We start from the raw sequence: 15,823 nt of genomic DNA, 5'->3' as shown, positions 1-15,823 counted from the left end.
AACGATACAAAAATAGAACCGTTCCTTTTCAGGTTAGTTGTCTGATCTGAAAGGAGCGGTTTTTTATGTTGTTGGAGGATGCATGAAAGGAGTTTCGGTTCCATTGTGATTGCAGAAGGCTATCGGCAAAGACAGTCGAGAATTACGAAAAATAAATTCGCTATTTCATTCGGCTTCTCAAAAGAGAAGCTCGGGAACGGAACTGGAAGCCGTAAAAGCCGCCTCATTGTGAGCAGGGGGAACGCAATCGGCCCCGTTTTTCATGCGCCAGTAGCAAATAAGGCATTCAGTGCTAAAATACAGCGCGTCCTCTTTTTTTCTAAAATCTGACACCAATCATCCGGTAAGATACAGTAATGCGGTTTGAAAACGCACCGTTTTATTTTCCGTTTTGTTTTCTGGTTTCATTCTATTGCCCATTACCTAATCGACTTTGCAATTTTTTGTTGTATATATACAAATTACAGATGAATCAAATTGAATTGTTTTAAGAGAATTACTAAAAACTATTGAAATTTTAAAGATTTATGGTATGATGGAACTAGAAAGCTCTGGAAGGGAGTGGATTCACATGTCATCAAAAACACTGGGCTCCGGTACGCCGCTTTATCTGTTCCATCAGGGGACGAACTGCAGGGCCTATGAGTATATGGGCATGCACGAAACGGAACGGGACGGGTCCCCCTGCATGGTGTGCCGGGTTTGGGCGCCGAACGCCCTCTCGGTTTCTGTTACGGGAGAGTTCAACGGCTGGGATGCCGACGAGTATCCAATGGAGAAGATCAGCCAGGGCGTTTGGGAGGGGCATCTGCCTTTTGTTCTGCCGGAGTATATGTCGTATAAGTTCTGCATTGAGCAGGCGGACGGCACCAAGGTGTTTAAAAGCGACCCCTATGCGTTTCATTTTGAAGACGGCTTCGGCAATGCGTCCAAATATTATTCGCTGGACGGCTTTCCGTGGAAGGATGCGGCATGGAAGCGGCGGCAGGCGCAAAAGCCCCACTACAACCAGCCGGTCAATATTTACGAGCTGCACGCGGGCTCCTGGCGTAAAAATCCCGACGGCAGCACCTACTCCTACCGTCAGCTGGCGGAAGAGCTGCTGCCGTATGTGAAGGAGATGGGGTATACGCACATTGAGCTGATGCCCCTGACGGAATATCCGTTCGACGGCTCCTGGGGGTACCAGGTGACGGGCTATTTCGCCCCGACCTCCCGCTATGGCACGCCGAAGGATTTTATGTATTTTGTGGATCAGTGCCACCAGTCGGGGATCGGCGTGATTCTCGACTGGGTACCCGCGCATTTCCCCAAGGATGAAAACGGCCTGGCCCGCTTCGACGGCACCCCCTGCTATGAATATGCGGACCCCAAAAAGGGGGAGCATAGGGACTGGGGAACGCTCGTGTTCGATTACGGACGCAGCGAGGTGATCAGCTTTCTGATCTCAAGCGCGGTGTTCTGGCTGGAGCAGTACCATGTGGATGGAATCCGGGTAGACGCGGTCGCGTCGATGCTGTACCTCGATTACAGCCGCAAGGCGGGGGAATGGATCCCGAATGAGAAGGGAGGCCGGGAGAATCTGGAGGCCGTCACGTTCCTGCAAAAGCTCAATGAGGCGGTGTTTGAGGCGTCCCCCCATGTGATGATGATCGCGGAGGAATCCACCGCGTGGCCGCTGGTTTCCCGCCCCACCTACTGCGGTGGTCTCGGCTTCAATTACAAGTGGAATATGGGCTGGATGAACGACATGCTCCGGTATATGTCGCTCGACCCCATTTACCGCAGATATAATCACGACAACCTCACATTTTCGTTTATGTACGCCTTTTCTGAGAATTTTATTCTTCCCATCTCGCATGACGAGGTGGTGCACGGCAAATGCTCGCTGATCAACAAAATGCCCGGTGATCAAGAAGCGAAGTTTGCCGGTGTGCGCGCGTTTATGAGCTATATGATGGCGCACCCGGGGAAAAAGCTGATTTTTATGGGTACGGAATTCTGCCAGTTTGTGGAGTGGAACAACGAAAAGCAGCTCGAATGGTTTCTTCTGGAATATCCGCTGCATCAGCAGGCCCAGTGCTTCTTTAAAGCGCTGAATCATTTTTATTTGGAGAATCCCGCATTGTGGCAGATCGATTTTTCGTGGGAGGGCTTTTCCTGGATTTCAAACGACGACTACACCCAGAGCGTCATTTCCTTCCGCCGGATCGATCAGGCGGGGAAAGAACTCATTGTCGTATGTAATTTTCAGGCGGTTCAAAGGGAAAACTACTGTATCGGCGTGCCATGGGACGGCGTCTATGAGGAGGTTTTCTCCTCCGATCAGGCGGAGTTCGGCGGTGCCGGCATCACCAACGGGGATGCTATTTCCTCTCACCCGATTCCAATGCACGGGTATGAGCAGAGCGTCAGCCTCACGCTGCCTCCCATGTCCGTCTTCTATTTAAAATGCAAGCGCCGTCGCCCGAAAAAGAGCGGCGGAAGGCTGCAAAAGCAGGCAAAACAGCCATCATAAACGGCGGCGCTTTTCAAAACACAAGCCAAGGAGGTAAATTTACGATGTTGCCAAAACAAGAAGTTGTGGCCATGCTGCTGGCCGGCGGGCAAGGCAGCCGTCTGGGGGTGCTGACCAAAAATCTGGCAAAGCCCGCGGTGCCTTATGGCGGAAAATACCGCATCATCGATTTCCCGCTCTCCAACTGCGTCAATTCGGGCATTGAAACGGTCGGAGTGCTTACTCAGTACCAGCCCCTGGTACTAAATGATTACATAGGCAGCGGCCAGCCCTGGGATCTTGACAGCATGGACGCCGGCGTTCACATGCTGGCGCCGTATCAGCGCGGGCGCAAGGCCGATTGGTACAAGGGCACGGCGAACGCCATTTATCAGAATATTCCCTTTATTGAACGATATCACCCGGACTATGTGGTGATTCTTTCGGGTGATCATATTTATAAAATGGATTATTCCAAAATGATCGCATACCATAAGGAGAAAGAGGCGGACTGCACCATCGCTCAAATTGAGGTGCCGTGGGAAGAAGCTCCGCGCTTCGGCATCCTGAATACGCGCGAGGACGGTTCGATTTACGAGTTTGACGAGAAGCCCAAAAAGCCGAAGAGCAACAAGGCCTCGATGGGCATTTATGTATTCTCGTGGGGCAAGCTGCGCAAATATCTGGAGCAGGACGAGGCCAATCCCAAATCCTCCAACGATTTTGGCAAGGATTTGCTGCCCGCGATGCTGGAGGCGGGCGAGAGGATGTTCGCCTATGAGTTCAACGGCTACTGGAAGGACGTGGGAACGATTGAGAGCCTGTGGGAATCGAACATGGATCTTCTCAACCCGCACACCGAGCTTGATCTGGGCGAGCCCTCGTGGAAGATTTATTCCCGCAACCCGGTGATGCCGCCGCATTACCTCGCCCCGGAGGCCATGGTGCAGAACTCGCTGATCGCCGAGGGCTGCAACGTGTACGGTGAGGTGGATTTTACGGTGCTGTTTGCCGGCACTTATATCGCGCCGGGCGCCGTGGTGCGCGACTCCATCATCATGCCGGGCAGCCGGGTGGAAGAGGGCGCCGTGGTTCAGTATGCGATTGTTTCTGAAAATGTTGTCATCGGCAAGGGCGCCGTCGTCGGCGCACGGCCCGAAGAGATGGACGATAAATCCCAATGGGGCGTCGCCGTGGTAGGCGAAAATTGCGTGATCACGCCGGATACCGTAGTGCCGGCGAAGGCGATGATCGACGCGGAGGAGGTGGCGAAATAATGCGCGGAAATAATGTGGTAGGGTTATTGTTCTCGAATGTTCACGAAGAAAGGGTGCGCGAACTGACGGAAAAGCGCGCAATGGCCTCCGTGCCGTTCGGCGGGCGTTACCGTCTGATCGATTTTCCCCTTTCCAACATGGTCAACTGCGGCATCAATAAGGTCGGCGTGCTGACCAAGAGCAACTATCAGTCGCTGATGGATCATCTTGGCTCCGGCAAAGCGTGGGATCTGTCCCGCAAACGCGAGGGGCTGTACATGCTGCCGCCCTTTGGCACGCAAAGCTCGATTTCCAACAGCCGCATCGATTCGCTTTCCGCCGCGTTCCGCTTCCTCTCCAGCTCAAAAGAGGAATACGTGCTGCTCAGCGACTGCGACATCGTCGCGAACATCGACCTGAAAAAGGTGATTGCCTCCCATATGGAAAAGCAGGCGGATATTACGATTGTGTACCGCTACGGCAAGATTCCGCCGAAGGTGTCGAATATCGGCGTTCTGCAGCTCGACCCCGAATTCCGTGTGCGCGATATGCTGATCGACCCTCACATGGAGGGGGAATGCAATTTCAGCATGAATATCATCCTCATCGACCGCCAGCTGCTGATGAAGCTGGTGGAGGACTGCATCAGCCGCAATCTGTACGATTTTCCGCGCGATCTGTTGCAACGCAATATACCGCATTACCGCGTGTACGCGCATGAATTTACGGGCTTTATGCAGGTCATCAACTCAATGAACGCGTATTTCGAGGCCAATATGGCCCTCATGCTGCCGCAGGTGCGCGCCCAGCTCTTCTGCCCGGACCGCCCGATTTACACCAAGGTGCGCGACGACATGCCCGCGCGCTACGGCCTTGGCTGCCACGTGACCAATTCGCTCATCGCGGACGGCTGCCAGGTGGATGGCGAGGTTCATAACTGCGTGCTGTTCCGCGGCGTCAAGGTGGCGAAGGGCGCAAAGCTCGACAACTGCGTGATTATGCAGGACAGCATTATCGGACGCGGCAGCCGTTTGAATTACGTGGTCATCGACAAGGATGTGGAGATCAAGGAAGAGCGCTCTCTGATGGGGTTCCAGTCCTATCCGGTCTTTATCAGCAAGGGGAGCATTGTATAACGAAATCTTCTGCAAAACAGGCGGAGAGAAAGCAAAATTTCATTTCTGCCGTATTGTGGACGATGCGTGTAACTGACAGGAGGCGTAGTGATGAAAGTATTATATTGCACCAGTGAGGCTTTGCCCTTTGCCGCTACCGGCGGGCTGGGCGACGTGGCCGGCTCTTTGCCGCAGGCCCTGCGCCGCCGCCTGATCGGCTGCCGGGTAGTGATGCCGCTTTACGACGATATTCCGCAGGAGCTGCGCGACCGGATGCACTTTGTCACCAGCCTTTCGGTGCCGGTGGCGTGGCGCAGACAGTACTGCGGCGTGTTTGAGGCGAGAGCGGGCGGGGTGATCTACTATCTGATCGACAACCAGTATTACTTTAAGCGCCCCGGCCTGTACGGCCACTACGACGACGCGGAGCGGTTTGCGTTTTTGTCGCGCGCGGCGCTCGAAATGCTGCCCGCCATCGACTTTAAGCCGGACATCATCCATAGCAACGACTGGCAGACCGCTATGGTTCCGGTGTATTTCCGGCTCTTTTACGCCAATAACCCGTGGTATCAGGGAATCAAAACGGTCATGACGATCCATAATATTCAGTATCAGGGCAAATACGGCATGGAGCTGGTGCGCGATGTTCTCGGCATTCCGGATTCTGCCGCGCAGCTTTTGGAATACGACAAATGCGTCAACATGCTCAAGGGCAGCATTGAGTGCGCCAACTGGATAACGACGGTCAGCCCTACTTATGCAAAAGAGATTCTGGACCCCTGGTTCTCCTATGGACTGGAGGGAATTCTGAATTCACGCTCCTGGAAGCTCTCGGGGATTCTGAACGGTATCGACACCGTGCATTACGACCCGCAAAACGACGCCACGCTGCCCGTGCCATTCAGCGCGGAGGATTTGACCGGCAAGGCGGAGAATAAGCGCGCGCTTCAGGAGCAGCTTGGCCTTTTGCAGGATGCGGATACCCCGCTGGTTGGCATGGTGACCCGGCTGGTCGCGCAGAAGGGCCTTGACTTGGTGCGCGAGTCGTTTGAGCGCATCATGGCGGAAACAAACGCGCAGTTTGTGCTGCTCGGCTCCGGAGATTACGAGTACGAGAGCTTCTTCCGCGAGATGCAGGGCCGCTACCCCGGCCGCGTGTGTACGTATATCGGCTTTGTGCCGGAGGTTTCGCGCCGTGTGTACGCCGGCTGCGACATCTTCCTGATGCCCTCGAAGAGCGAGCCCTGCGGCCTATCGCAGATGATCGCCCTGCGCTACGGCGCCATTCCGGTTGTGCGCGAAACCGGCGGCCTGAAGGATTCCATTCAGGACAGCGGCGACGGCGAGGGCAACGGCTTTACATTCCAGACCTACGACAGCGGCGATATGCTGTACGCCTTGTACCGCGCGCTGGAGGGCTACGCAAACAGGGCGGGCTGGGAGATTCTGGTGCGCCGTGCAATGGCGTGCGACAACAGCTGGGGCCGTTCGGCCAATGAATACATCCGACTTTACAGGGAGCTGCTGAAACAGTGAGTAGAAAGCATTACAGACCTCAGTACACCAGACGAAGAAGAAGCATCGTCCCCATGCTCGTGCTGGCAGGCATTCTGCTGGCAGGGGCAGGGGCCTTTGCCCTGCTTGGCCCGTTTTCGCCGTTTGTAATTCAAAATCCGCTGCCGGGCGTCTCTCAGCCGGGCACTCCCCAGACAAGCGCTCCCTCCCGTTCGGAGCCGCAGTCTTCGGAGGCAGCTTCGCAGGCCTCCTCCGTGCCGGTGGCGGAGGGGACGGGCATTTTTAAGGACGCTTATCCCAAGGCCGCGCAGACGCTGGCCGGAATGTCTCTGAAAGAAAAGGTGGGACAGGTCTTTCTGTTCCGTGCCCCGACCGAAGGGGAGGTTCAGACAATAACCGAATACCAGCCGGGCGGCTTTTTCTTTGGGGCGGACAGCTTTAAGGACAAAACGCCGGAGCAGGTGCGCGCCATGACGCAGGGCTGCCAGGAGGCCGGCAAGGTCAAAATGGCCCTGGCCGTGGATGAAGAGGGCGGCACCGTCACGCGGATCAGCCAGTTCCCCGCACTTTCCCCGAAAAAGTTTGCGTCCCCGCAGGTGGTCTACGCGAACGGCGGCATGGACGGCATCCGTCAGGACACGCTCGATAAGGCCGATTTTCTGCTTTCCTACGGCTTGAATGTGAATCTCGCCCCCGTGGCGGACGTAACCTTTGACCGGAGCGCCTATATGTTCCCCCGCGCGTTTGCCCGGAACGGAACGCGAACGGCGGAGTTTGTGAAAACAGTGGTGGAGGCTGCAAACAGTAAAACCCTTTCCAGCACGCTCAAGCACTTTCCGGGATACGGTGGCAATTCGGATACGCACACCGGTGTCGCGACGGACAACCGCAGCATGGAAAGCTTTCGCAGCAGCGATTTTCTGCCGTTTCAGGCAGGCATCGAGGCCGGCGCACAGTGCGTGCTGGTGTCTCATAACATCGTAACGGCGATGGACGCGGAGAATCCGGCGTCTTTGTCGCCGGAGGTACACCGCATTCTGCGCGATGAGCTCGGCTTTACCGGCATCGTTATGACGGACGACCTCTCGATGCAGGGGCTGCGAGATCGGGCAGGGGAGAGCTCCGCCGCGCCCGCCGCGTTTTTGGCGGGGAATGACCTGATGCTTTCCTCCGATATTTCAGGGGATTTCAATGCCCTGTATGCCGCCGTTCAAAGCGGCTCCGTTTCGCAGGAGCGGCTGGACGATAGTGTACTGCGGATTCTTGCCTGGAAGTATACAATGGGTATTATTAACTAAAAACTTGCCTGTTTGTATTTTTGAATCGGCTGTTTGTGGCTTCATATTCCGGCTGGCGGAATGCGGGGCGCTCCGTGCGCATCGTGAAGGGAAAGAGAGCGTGCACAGATGAGTCAATATGATCCTCTGTGGAAGCATCTGAAAGACGGATGGCCGCGGCCCGCTTCGCTTGTCTTTTGAAGAAATCAAGCAGATTCTTGGCTTCGAGATTGACCATTCCTTTTTGAATGATAAACGGAAGCAAAAGAGTATGGCTTTCCGGTCGGGAAAATTTCTTTGAAAGGAAAGAATCTTCTGTTCCAAAAGACAGAAGGGCCGGGGAGTCCGACATAAGCGACTGCACTGCGGGGGATTATTTGCAAGGCATGGCTTTCGGTTATAGCACGGAAAAACACCGGAATTTCAGAAAAAGAATATACTTTTCGTACTATTTGTCGATATAGACATGATAATATACAAAATGTATAATAAAACCGCCGTGGGAAGATCCCCACGGCGGTTTGTAATGTTATAATGAAGTTTTTTGTTTTTGATAAAGCGGATGTTTTCTGTGAGCTGCATCACGCGAATATTCTGCTGGAGCAGGCTTGCCCCTCAGGCCGGGGCAGGCCCTTCCTTTCTTGACGAATAGAAAGGAAGCAAAGATTCGCCAAGGGGGAGAGTTTCGATTCTCTCCCCCTTGGAACTCCCTCTCAACGACCAAAGGCGCTGCCTTTGGAAACCGAGAGAAGCTCCCGCTCTGGTGCTGGTTCATGCACAGGCACTGCCTGTGCATGAAGCGAGTGTGTAAAAGGAGCTTTACCGTCCGCAAATGGTATCGGAAGCACTCTGAGAGCCAACGAAAGCATTCTAAAAACAACCGGACAAAAGGTATCGGGAAGCATTTTCCGGGCTGACGAGAGCGCTCTGAAAATGCCCGCCGACAGTCGGGACAGCAAGGCTCATTTCCCGATGAAGCTCGGAGAGTGGGCATTTTCATTGGAGCGCCTTACGGCCAGCTTTTGTTTGCACAATCAGGAATCGTTCCCCAAACGGATTCCAAAGGTGTCCTTTGGAAGGCCTTTGCTTACTTTCGTCCTTTCACGAAAGTAAGTGCCCGCCCCGGCACGAGGGGCAAGCCTGCGCCAGCAGAAACCCCACGCGGGGGCACCCGCAGTCAGCTTGCGCTAGAAAATACGGCGAAGCCGCACAAAAGGCGTTCTTTTTTAAAATATAAAAAAGAACGGCCCCTGCCCGAGGGACAAGCCCGTGTCAGCAGATAGACCGCGTCTGTATACATATCAGAAAAATTATATAAAAAATAAAGCTTGACTTTTGCAGGTCTATAATCTATATTAATATTAGCGACCTGCAAAAGGAGGGGGAGATCATGGCCGCTAAAAAAATGGGCCGTCCTACTGATAACCCGAAAGATATCACAATGAAAATCAGATTCGATCAGGATTCTTTTGAAAAGATGAAAAAATGCAGTGAAGAGATGAAGATATCCAGAGCCGAGGTGGTTAGACGTGGTGTCCATAAGGTGTATGACGACCTCAAAAAATAAGAGAAGTGGCGCCCACTCTCACAAAGTAACGCCACTTCCCCCACAACCGGCAGATGCCCGAAGGCAAATGACAGCGTAAATAGTATAGCATACGCCGTTCTTTCTTTCAAGGCTTCTGCCATGATTCAGAAAGGAAGCGACGCAATGATTATTCGACAGTTTAAACCCGCTCAGTATGAGCAGCTTTGCAAAGCTCTTGCCGAAAACGCCTATTCGGAGCCGCAGTCCGCAAGCTATACGGTCAGCCTGAACGTGGGAGCAGAGGAATACCGGCTCAGGCTTCAGCCGGAGTCCCGGCGCAGAGTGGCAGCCCTGCAGGCGCTGCGGATTGACCGCAATGAAAACGGCCCCCGCTTTGATCTGATTATCGGCGGGAATCTGCTTTCCGCACTGCTGGAGCTTTGGAGCAGCCAGAAGCTTCGCACAAGCTAAGTTCCCGACGGGCAAAACCGGCAGACGGAATCATTTTTCCTGCTTTTTCAGGCCCATGCGCGACTCCGCGCTTTGCACCAGGTGGAACAGCGAGCCGGCGAACAGCGGGTACTGCTCCTGAATCAGCTCTGGGGAAAGCGCGGGCGCCTGGTCCTTTTTCAGGCCCTTTTCCTGCTCCAGGTCCTCGCCGCCGGCCACGTATTGCGCGTTGGCCTGGGCGATCGAGAACGCGGCGTCGGAAAGGCCCCTGTCAAGGCCGGGCGGCGCGGCGAACATGCCCTGCGGATTCTTCGGGTTCGCCGAATACAAAATGCGGAACGCCTTATAAACCGCAAGCGTCAGGCAGGCGGAAATCTCGGTGGTGAGCGCTTTGTTGCCGCATTTTTGCAGCAGGCTGAAAATGATGTTCAGCGAGTTCGCAAGCAGCTTTTTATTCAGTACGGGCAGCAGGCTGCCCTTCATCACGTTTTCTTTCCCGACGGCGTCCGGCTCTGGAATGTCTTCCACAGTCAGGGTCGCTCCGCTGCGGTCGGGGGTACGCCCCAGCAGATAATCGCAGGAAACATTGTAAAAATCCGCGGCGCGCACGACAAAATCCAGCCCGCATTCGCGGATTCCCTTTTCGTAGTGCGACAGCAGAGCCTGAGACACACCCAGCTCTTCCGCCACCTTTTTTTGACTATATCCCTGTTCTTTCCGCAGTAATGTCATAATTCTGGAAAAATTACTGTTCATGCCGGAAGACCCCCGTCGAAATTTGTAGCACTTTAACGTATTGTAAAGTATATAACAAATACAACGGATTGTAAACCGCTAGATATCGTAGGACGAAGTAAAAAAGGAGCAATATCTTATGAAATCCTATCTCATCCATTTGATCCGCCACGGAGTGGCCGAGGGGAACATGCTCGGCCAGTACATCGGCCGCACCGATTCCCCCCTTTGCGAGCAGGGGATCGAGCAATTACTGCAAATCAAGCAGAATCAGGAATACCCGGCGGCACAGGCGTATTACAGCAGCCCCCTGATCCGCTGTGTGCAGACGATGCAGATTTTGTACCCCCACGCAAAGCCGGTGCTGCTCGACGGCCTGCGCGAGTGTGATTTCGGCGACTGGGAGGGCAAAACCGCCAAAGAGCTGGAGGGCGACCCCGCATTCCTGCGCTGGATGGAGAGCGGCCAGCAGGCCGCGCCGCCGAACGGGGAAGACAGCCGCGCGTTTTTGTACCGGGTGTGCTCCGCGTTTGAGCAGCTTGTGGAGGAGCTGCTGCGCTCCGGCATGACCAGCGCGGCGGTGGTGACGCACGGCGGAGTCATGATGGCCCTGCTTGCTTCCTACGGTTTGCCGCGTGCCTCGGCCTACGAATGGATGACGGAGCCGGGCTGCGGGTACACGCTGCGCGTCACCCCGGGGCTGTGGATGCGCTCGATGGTGGCGGAGGTGATCGCGACCATTCCGCACGGCGAGCAGAGCGCTCCGCGCGAGCACACGGTGGTCGACTTGGCACGCGAGGCGGCAAACCGCGCCTATGGAAAAGAGCACTCCCCCGAAAATTAGGGGTTGACAAAACGAAAACCGCCTCATATAATAAAAACAATTTCATAAACCATTTGGTTCCCCAAAGACATCGAAGGGAAAAAGACATTTGGCAAAGCAGACAGAGAGCCGGCGGTTGGTGCGAGCCGGTGCGTAGCCTTGTGTGAATAGCTCATCCCGGAGTCGTCGGTCTGAAGAACTGCAGTAAGACCGAACGCAGCAGGCAGCGTTATCAGCCGGAGCCTTGTTAGAGGCTTATTGAGGGTTTTCCGCTAAGGCGGATTTCCAAATCAGGGTGGTACCGCGGGTTTGTCTGACACAAATTCGCCCCTGACTCAGCTTATCGCTGAGTCAGGGGCTTTTTTTGTTTTCCATCCGTTCGCTGAAAAAGTGGCTTCCTGTGAAAAGGGCAGTTTTTTCAAAGCGGCACGATTCATGTGATAAAGGAGAGATCGATTATGGTAACAGGCTATCAAAAGTACATTCCGTTTCAGCCGGTTCGGCTGCCCGACCGCCAGTGGCCCGAGCGGGCCATTGACAAAGCGCCCGTCTGGTGCAGCGTAGACCTGCGCGACGGAAATCAGGCGCTCGTGAACCCGATGAATCTGGATGAAAAGCTTTTGTTCTTCCAAACCCTGGTGGACATCGGCTTTAAAGAGATTGAGGTGGGCTTCCCGTCCGCCTCCGAAACGGAATATGAGATGCTTCGCACCCTGATCGATCAGAACCTGATTCCCGACGACGTGACCGTTCAGGTGCTGGTGCAGGCCCGCCCGCATCTGATCCGCAAAACGTTCGAGGCGATTTCCGGCGCGAAGAACGTCATCGTCCACTTCTATAACTCCACCTCCACACTGCAGCGCAAGGTCGTGTTCAACACCGACATGAACGGTATCATCGACATCGCCGTCAAGGGTGCAAAGCTGATCCGCGAGCTGACCGAGGAGGAGGTGAAAAAGAGCGGCGCGAACATCCGCTACGAATATTCGCCCGAAAGCTTTTCCGGCACCGAGATGGATAACGCCGTTCGCATCTGCGAGCATGTGCTCGACGAGCTGGGCGCCGCGCCGGAGAAAAAAGTGATCCTGAACCTGCCCAGCACGGTGGAGGGCAGCACCCCCAACTGCTACGCCGACCAGATCGAATACTTCTGCCGGCACCTCAGGGGCCGTGACCGAGCGATCATCAGCATTCATCCCCATAATGACCGCGGCTGCGCCGTGGCGGCCACAGAGCTGGGCATTCTGGCCGGCGCGGAGCGCGTGGAGGGCACCATCTTCGGCAACGGCGAGCGCACCGGCAACGCCGACGTGATGGTCGTCGCGATGAACATGTACACGCAGGGGGTTGACCCCGGGCTCAATTTCACCGAGATGAATAAAATTCGCAAGGTGTATGAATCCTGCACCAAGATGAAGGTTCACGAGCGGCACCCCTACGCGGGCGAGCTGGTGTTCACCGCGTTCTCCGGTTCGCATCAGGATGCGATCAAAAAGGGCGTGGATTACATGCAGAAGAGCCGCTCGCCGGTATGGCAGGTTCCGTATCTGCCCATCGACCCGGCGGACGTCGGCCGCGAGTACGAGCCGATCATCCGCATCAACAGCCAGTCCGGCAAGGGCGGCGCGGCGTTCATCATGCAGCAGATGTTCGGCTACAACCTGCCGAAGGAGATGTACCCCGAGTTCGGCATGGTGGTGCAGACCGCCTGCGACAATTTGGGCCGCGAGCTGCAGCCGCAGGAGATTTTCGACCTGTTCCAGAAGGAATATCTCCAGATTCGCTACCCCTACAACCTAAAAAGCTACAAGCTGCATGAGGAGAATGAGGATGACGGCGAAACCACCGTTCACTTCGACGGCGTTCTGCGCTTCCACCATGAGGATCACCAGATCAGCGGAGTCGGAAACGGCCCGATTGATGCGTTTTTCAAGGCGCTGGGCGGCGTAGGAATCAAGGATTACCGCTTTGTGTCGTACCACGAGCACGCGGTATCGAAGGGTGCGGATTCGAAGGCTTTGTCGTATATTCAGCTGACCACCCCGGACTACAAAACCGTGTTTGGCGTGGGGCTCGACAATAACATCAGCCTCGCGTCCATCAAGGGAATTGTGTGCGCCATCAACCGTGCGCAGCTTTCAACCGCGGGCAATAACTTTTAAAATCACGATTTCAATCCTTCCCCACGTCGTTTTCTCCCGCCGCAGGCGGGAGAAAACGATCGCTATACTTGTATTTGGATAGCTTAGGCCATGAAACTCACGGATTGTTTTAAGGAGGAACACAGATGCAGAAATATCGGATCGCCGTACTCAAAGGGGACGGAATCGGGCCGGAAATTGTAGAGCAGGCACAGCGGGTGCTCAGCCGCGCCGCCGAAAAATTCGGCTTTGCCGTGGAATATACCCCCGCGCTGCTGGGCGGCTGCGCGATCGACGCGGCGGGGACCGCCCTGCCGCAGGAGACCATAGATACCTGCAAGGCGTCGGACGCAGTCCTGCTCGGCGCGGTGGGCGGCCCCAAGTGGGATGTGCTGCCCGGCAGCCAGCGGCCCGAAACAGGGCTTTTGGGCATTCGCAAGGCGCTCGGGCTGTTCGCGAACCTGCGCCCCGCCGTCATTTTTGAGCCGCTGCGCGGCGCTTCGCCCATCCGCCCCGACATCATCGGCTCCTCGCTTGATCTGATGGTCGTGCGCGAGCTGACCGGCGGCATCTATTTCGGCGAGCGCGGCACAAAGCAGGTGGACGGGGCAGAGGCGGCCTACGATACGGAGATGTACAGCGTACCCGAAATCGAGCGCATTGCCCGCGTCGGCTTCGATATGGCTCGCAAGAGAAACGGCCGCCTGTGCAGCGTCGACAAGGCCAACGTGCTCGATTCCTCCCGCCTGTGGCGCAAAACGGTGACCCGCATCGGGGAGACGGATTACCCCGATGTCGCACTCAGCCACATGTATGTGGATAACTGCGCAATGCAGCTGGTGCGAAATCCCGGCCAGTTCGACGTAATCGTCACCTCCAACCTGTTCGGCGACATTCTGTCGGACGAAGCTTCCATGATCAGCGGCTCCATCGGGATGCTGGCCTCCGCCAGCCTGGGAGCGGAAAATCCGGGCATGTACGAGCCGATCCACGGTTCCGCGCCGGACATTGCCGGGCAGGGAATCGCGAATCCCCTGGCGACGATCCTTTCGGTGGCGATGATGCTGAGGTACTCCCTGAATCAGCCGCAGGCCGCCACAGCCGTTGAAGCGGCGGTGGACGCCGCTCTGCGCAAGGCGCGCACGCCCGATTTGAAAGAAGAGGGCCTGAAAACCGTAGGCTGCGAGGAGATGGGAACGCTTGTCTGCGGACTGCTGTGAGAATCCGGCGGGTCTTGGGGAGGAGAATCCGGATTTGCCGGATCTCAGCTTTCAGCGGGGGCTGAAGGACGGTCTGCCGATCTGTTTGGGATACATTTCCGTATCGTTCGCGTTCGGGATGACGGTGGCCCAAAGCGGGATGCCGATTTGGGCGGCGCTTTTTATTTCCGCCACCAATGTCACGTCCGCCGGGCAGTTTGCGGGGTTCGATCTGATCTTGCACGGCGCGAAATATCTGGAAATCGCGATTACCACCCTCGTGATCAACCTGCGGTATTTTCTGATGTCGCTTTCCCTGTCCCAGAAGGTGGAGAGGGGAATGACGACGCTGCAGCGGCTTGTGCTTTCGTTCGGCATTACCGACGAAATCTTCGCCGTCGCGATTCAGCAGCCGGGGACGGTCGGCGCGCGCTATCTGGCCGGGCTGATCACCACGCCGCTGGTCGGCTGGTCGTTTGGCACCTTTCTGGGCGCGGCGGCCACGGGCTTTTTGCCCGAGGCTCTTCGCACCGCGCTGGGGATTATGATTTACGGCATGTTTATCGCCATTATTATTCCGCCGGCGCGGCAGTCGCGCCCCGTGGCCACGGTGGTGGTGCTTTCCGCCGCGCTGAGCTGCGTGTTCCGCTATGTGCCGCTGTTTCAAGGCATTTCCTCCGGCTGGGCGACGATTCTGTGCACGCTGATCGCCTGCACGTTCGCGGCGCGGCGTTACCCGGTAAACTGTGCGGAAACGGAGGTGACCGAATGAATACAGCTTATGTGGTATCCTGCGCTCTGCTGATGGCCGGGGTCACATATGTGATCCGCATGCTGCCGATGGCGGTGTTTCAGCGGCGGCTGGAAAATCGGTTTGTGCGCTCCTTTCTGGCGTATGTGCCGTACGCGGTGCTTTCGGCCATGACCTTCCCGCAGATCCTGTATTCCGCGGGCGGCACGGCGGCTTCGGCAGCCGGGCTTTTTCTGGCGATGGTGCTCGCGTTTCGCGGCAAGGGGCTTCTGGTGGTAGCGCTCGGCGCGGCCACCGCGGCGCTGCTCACTCAGCAGCTGCTGTTGGCAGGAGTTCGATAAAGCTTTCTATAAAAGATCAAAAGGCTTCTGCCAAATGCAGAAGCCTTTTTCTTTGTGGGGTGCTGTCGCAGAAAACTTCGCCTTTTGTTTTCTGGTGCGATGTGGTAAAATGGTTTTAAATTCATAGGCGAAGCGCTTTGCTCTTTATACTGGGGAAGGTGTTTAAATTTTAATGTAACAAGTGGATTTTCAGCG

14 protein-coding genes and 1 other annotated feature are annotated in these 15,823 nt (G+C 55.8%); of the genes, 12 read left to right on the top strand and 2 right to left on the bottom strand.

The window, feature by feature from the left end:
- Positions 1 to 571 precede the first annotated feature (571 nt).
- The 5 genes from glgB (at position 572) to G340_RS0112290 (ending at position 7,681) form a co-directional block, all read left to right on the top strand.
- Positions 572 to 2,518 (top strand): 1,4-alpha-glucan branching protein GlgB, encoded by a 1,947-nt coding sequence (glgB, locus tag G340_RS0112310; RefSeq protein ID WP_020073955.1) that lies wholly within the window; start codon positions 572 to 574, stop codon positions 2,516 to 2,518.
- A gap of 44 nt (positions 2,519 to 2,562) precedes the next feature.
- Complete coding sequence (locus tag G340_RS0112305; protein WP_020073954.1) at positions 2,563 to 3,774, top strand: glucose-1-phosphate adenylyltransferase; 1,212 nt, start codon at positions 2,563 to 2,565, stop codon at positions 3,772 to 3,774.
- On the top strand, positions 3,774 to 4,889 hold the full coding sequence (gene glgD, locus G340_RS0112300) for a glucose-1-phosphate adenylyltransferase subunit GlgD (RefSeq protein WP_020073953.1): 1,116 nt from the start codon (positions 3,774 to 3,776) through the stop codon (positions 4,887 to 4,889). Before G340_RS0112305 ends, glgD begins: the two co-directional genes overlap by 1 nt.
- Before the next feature lie 90 nt (positions 4,890 to 4,979).
- Positions 4,980 to 6,404 carry a glycogen synthase GlgA gene (gene glgA, locus G340_RS0112295; protein WP_020073952.1) on the top strand — a complete coding sequence of 475 codons (1,425 nt, stop codon included), beginning with the start codon at positions 4,980 to 4,982 and terminating at the stop codon, positions 6,402 to 6,404.
- A complete protein-coding gene (locus G340_RS0112290; protein ID WP_326522396.1) occupies positions 6,401 to 7,681 on the top strand; it encodes a glycoside hydrolase family 3 N-terminal domain-containing protein in 1,281 nt (426 codons plus the stop codon). The genes glgA and G340_RS0112290 overlap by 4 nt, the downstream gene beginning before the upstream one ends.
- Here G340_RS0112290 and G340_RS0112285 read toward each other — a convergent pair.
- Complete coding sequence (locus G340_RS0112285; protein ID WP_154653198.1) at positions 7,674 to 8,024, bottom strand: hypothetical protein; 351 nt, start codon at positions 8,022 to 8,024, stop codon at positions 7,674 to 7,676. The two genes, G340_RS0112290 and G340_RS0112285, sit on opposite strands and share 8 nt — an antisense overlap.
- A 1,026-nt stretch (positions 8,025 to 9,050) precedes the next feature.
- On the opposite strand from G340_RS0112285, the gene G340_RS0112275 reads away from it, so the two are divergent.
- Together G340_RS0112275 and G340_RS0112270 are read left to right on the top strand one after the other, a co-directional pair.
- The gene (locus G340_RS0112275) at positions 9,051 to 9,227 is read left to right on the top strand and encodes a hypothetical protein (RefSeq protein ID WP_020073948.1); all 177 of its coding nucleotides are present in this window, start codon (positions 9,051 to 9,053) and stop codon (positions 9,225 to 9,227) included.
- A 144-nt stretch (positions 9,228 to 9,371) separates the two neighbouring features.
- Positions 9,372 to 9,659: a hypothetical protein gene (locus tag G340_RS0112270; protein ID WP_020073947.1), complete on the top strand. Its 288-nt coding sequence runs from the start codon at positions 9,372 to 9,374 to the stop codon at positions 9,657 to 9,659.
- Between the two features lie 30 nt (positions 9,660 to 9,689).
- Here the strand turns inward: G340_RS0112270 and G340_RS0112265 are convergent, their stop codons facing one another.
- Positions 9,690 to 10,394 (bottom strand): helix-turn-helix domain-containing protein, encoded by a 705-nt coding sequence (locus G340_RS0112265; protein ID WP_020073946.1) that lies wholly within the window; start codon positions 10,392 to 10,394, stop codon positions 9,690 to 9,692.
- 118 nt (positions 10,395 to 10,512) lie between these two features.
- Between G340_RS0112265 and G340_RS0112260 the strand changes: the two genes are divergently transcribed.
- The 5 genes from G340_RS0112260 to G340_RS0112240 all read left to right on the top strand — a co-directional run bounded on the left by G340_RS0112260 (position 10,513) and on the right by G340_RS0112240 (position 15,628).
- Entirely contained in the window at positions 10,513 to 11,217 is a 705-nt protein-coding gene (locus G340_RS0112260; protein WP_020073945.1) for a histidine phosphatase family protein, read from the top strand.
- Between the two features lie 61 nt (positions 11,218 to 11,278).
- Positions 11,279 to 11,531 (top strand) — a binding site (T-box leader).
- Positions 11,532 to 11,654: 123 nt separating this feature from the next.
- Positions 11,655 to 13,358, top strand: coding sequence for a 2-isopropylmalate synthase (gene leuA / locus G340_RS0112255; RefSeq protein WP_020073944.1), 1,704 nt, complete (start codon positions 11,655 to 11,657; stop codon positions 13,356 to 13,358).
- Between the two features lie 125 nt (positions 13,359 to 13,483).
- On the top strand, positions 13,484 to 14,557 hold the full coding sequence (leuB, locus tag G340_RS0112250) for a 3-isopropylmalate dehydrogenase (protein ID WP_020073943.1): 1,074 nt from the start codon (positions 13,484 to 13,486) through the stop codon (positions 14,555 to 14,557).
- Complete coding sequence (locus tag G340_RS0112245) at positions 14,538 to 15,308, top strand: AzlC family ABC transporter permease (RefSeq protein WP_020073942.1); 771 nt, start codon at positions 14,538 to 14,540, stop codon at positions 15,306 to 15,308. The genes leuB and G340_RS0112245 overlap by 20 nt, the downstream gene beginning before the upstream one ends.
- A complete protein-coding gene (locus G340_RS0112240; RefSeq protein WP_020073941.1) occupies positions 15,305 to 15,628 on the top strand; it encodes an AzlD domain-containing protein in 324 nt (107 codons plus the stop codon). Before G340_RS0112245 ends, G340_RS0112240 begins: the two co-directional genes overlap by 4 nt.
- Positions 15,629 to 15,823: the final 195 nt, after the last annotated feature.

The organism is Faecalispora sporosphaeroides DSM 1294, from assembly GCA_000383295.1.
In the GTDB taxonomy this organism is placed as follows: domain Bacteria; phylum Bacillota; class Clostridia; order Oscillospirales; family Acutalibacteraceae; genus Faecalispora; species Faecalispora sporosphaeroides.
This window is presented reverse-complemented; position numbering and strand designations above follow the sequence as displayed.

Coding starts and splice junctions, on each gene's coding strand:
- G340_RS0112240 (WP_020073941.1), top strand. CDS start 15,305: ATGAATACAGCTTATGTGGTATCCTGCGCTCTGCTGATGGCCGGGGTC.
- leuB (WP_020073943.1), top strand. CDS start 13,484: ATGCAGAAATATCGGATCGCCGTACTCAAAGGGGACGGAATCGGGCCG.
- glgA (WP_020073952.1), top strand. CDS start 4,980: ATGAAAGTATTATATTGCACCAGTGAGGCTTTGCCCTTTGCCGCTACC.
- leuA (WP_020073944.1), top strand. CDS start 11,655: ATGGTAACAGGCTATCAAAAGTACATTCCGTTTCAGCCGGTTCGGCTG.
- G340_RS0112305 (WP_020073954.1), top strand. CDS start 2,563: ATGTTGCCAAAACAAGAAGTTGTGGCCATGCTGCTGGCCGGCGGGCAA.
- G340_RS0112265 (WP_020073946.1), bottom strand. CDS start 10,394: ATGAACAGTAATTTTTCCAGAATTATGACATTACTGCGGAAAGAACAG.
- G340_RS0112275 (WP_020073948.1), top strand. CDS start 9,051: ATGGCCGCTAAAAAAATGGGCCGTCCTACTGATAACCCGAAAGATATC.
- G340_RS0112270 (WP_020073947.1), top strand. CDS start 9,372: ATGATTATTCGACAGTTTAAACCCGCTCAGTATGAGCAGCTTTGCAAA.
- glgB (WP_020073955.1), top strand. CDS start 572: ATGTCATCAAAAACACTGGGCTCCGGTACGCCGCTTTATCTGTTCCAT.
- G340_RS0112260 (WP_020073945.1), top strand. CDS start 10,513: ATGAAATCCTATCTCATCCATTTGATCCGCCACGGAGTGGCCGAGGGG.
- glgD (WP_020073953.1), top strand. CDS start 3,774: ATGCGCGGAAATAATGTGGTAGGGTTATTGTTCTCGAATGTTCACGAA.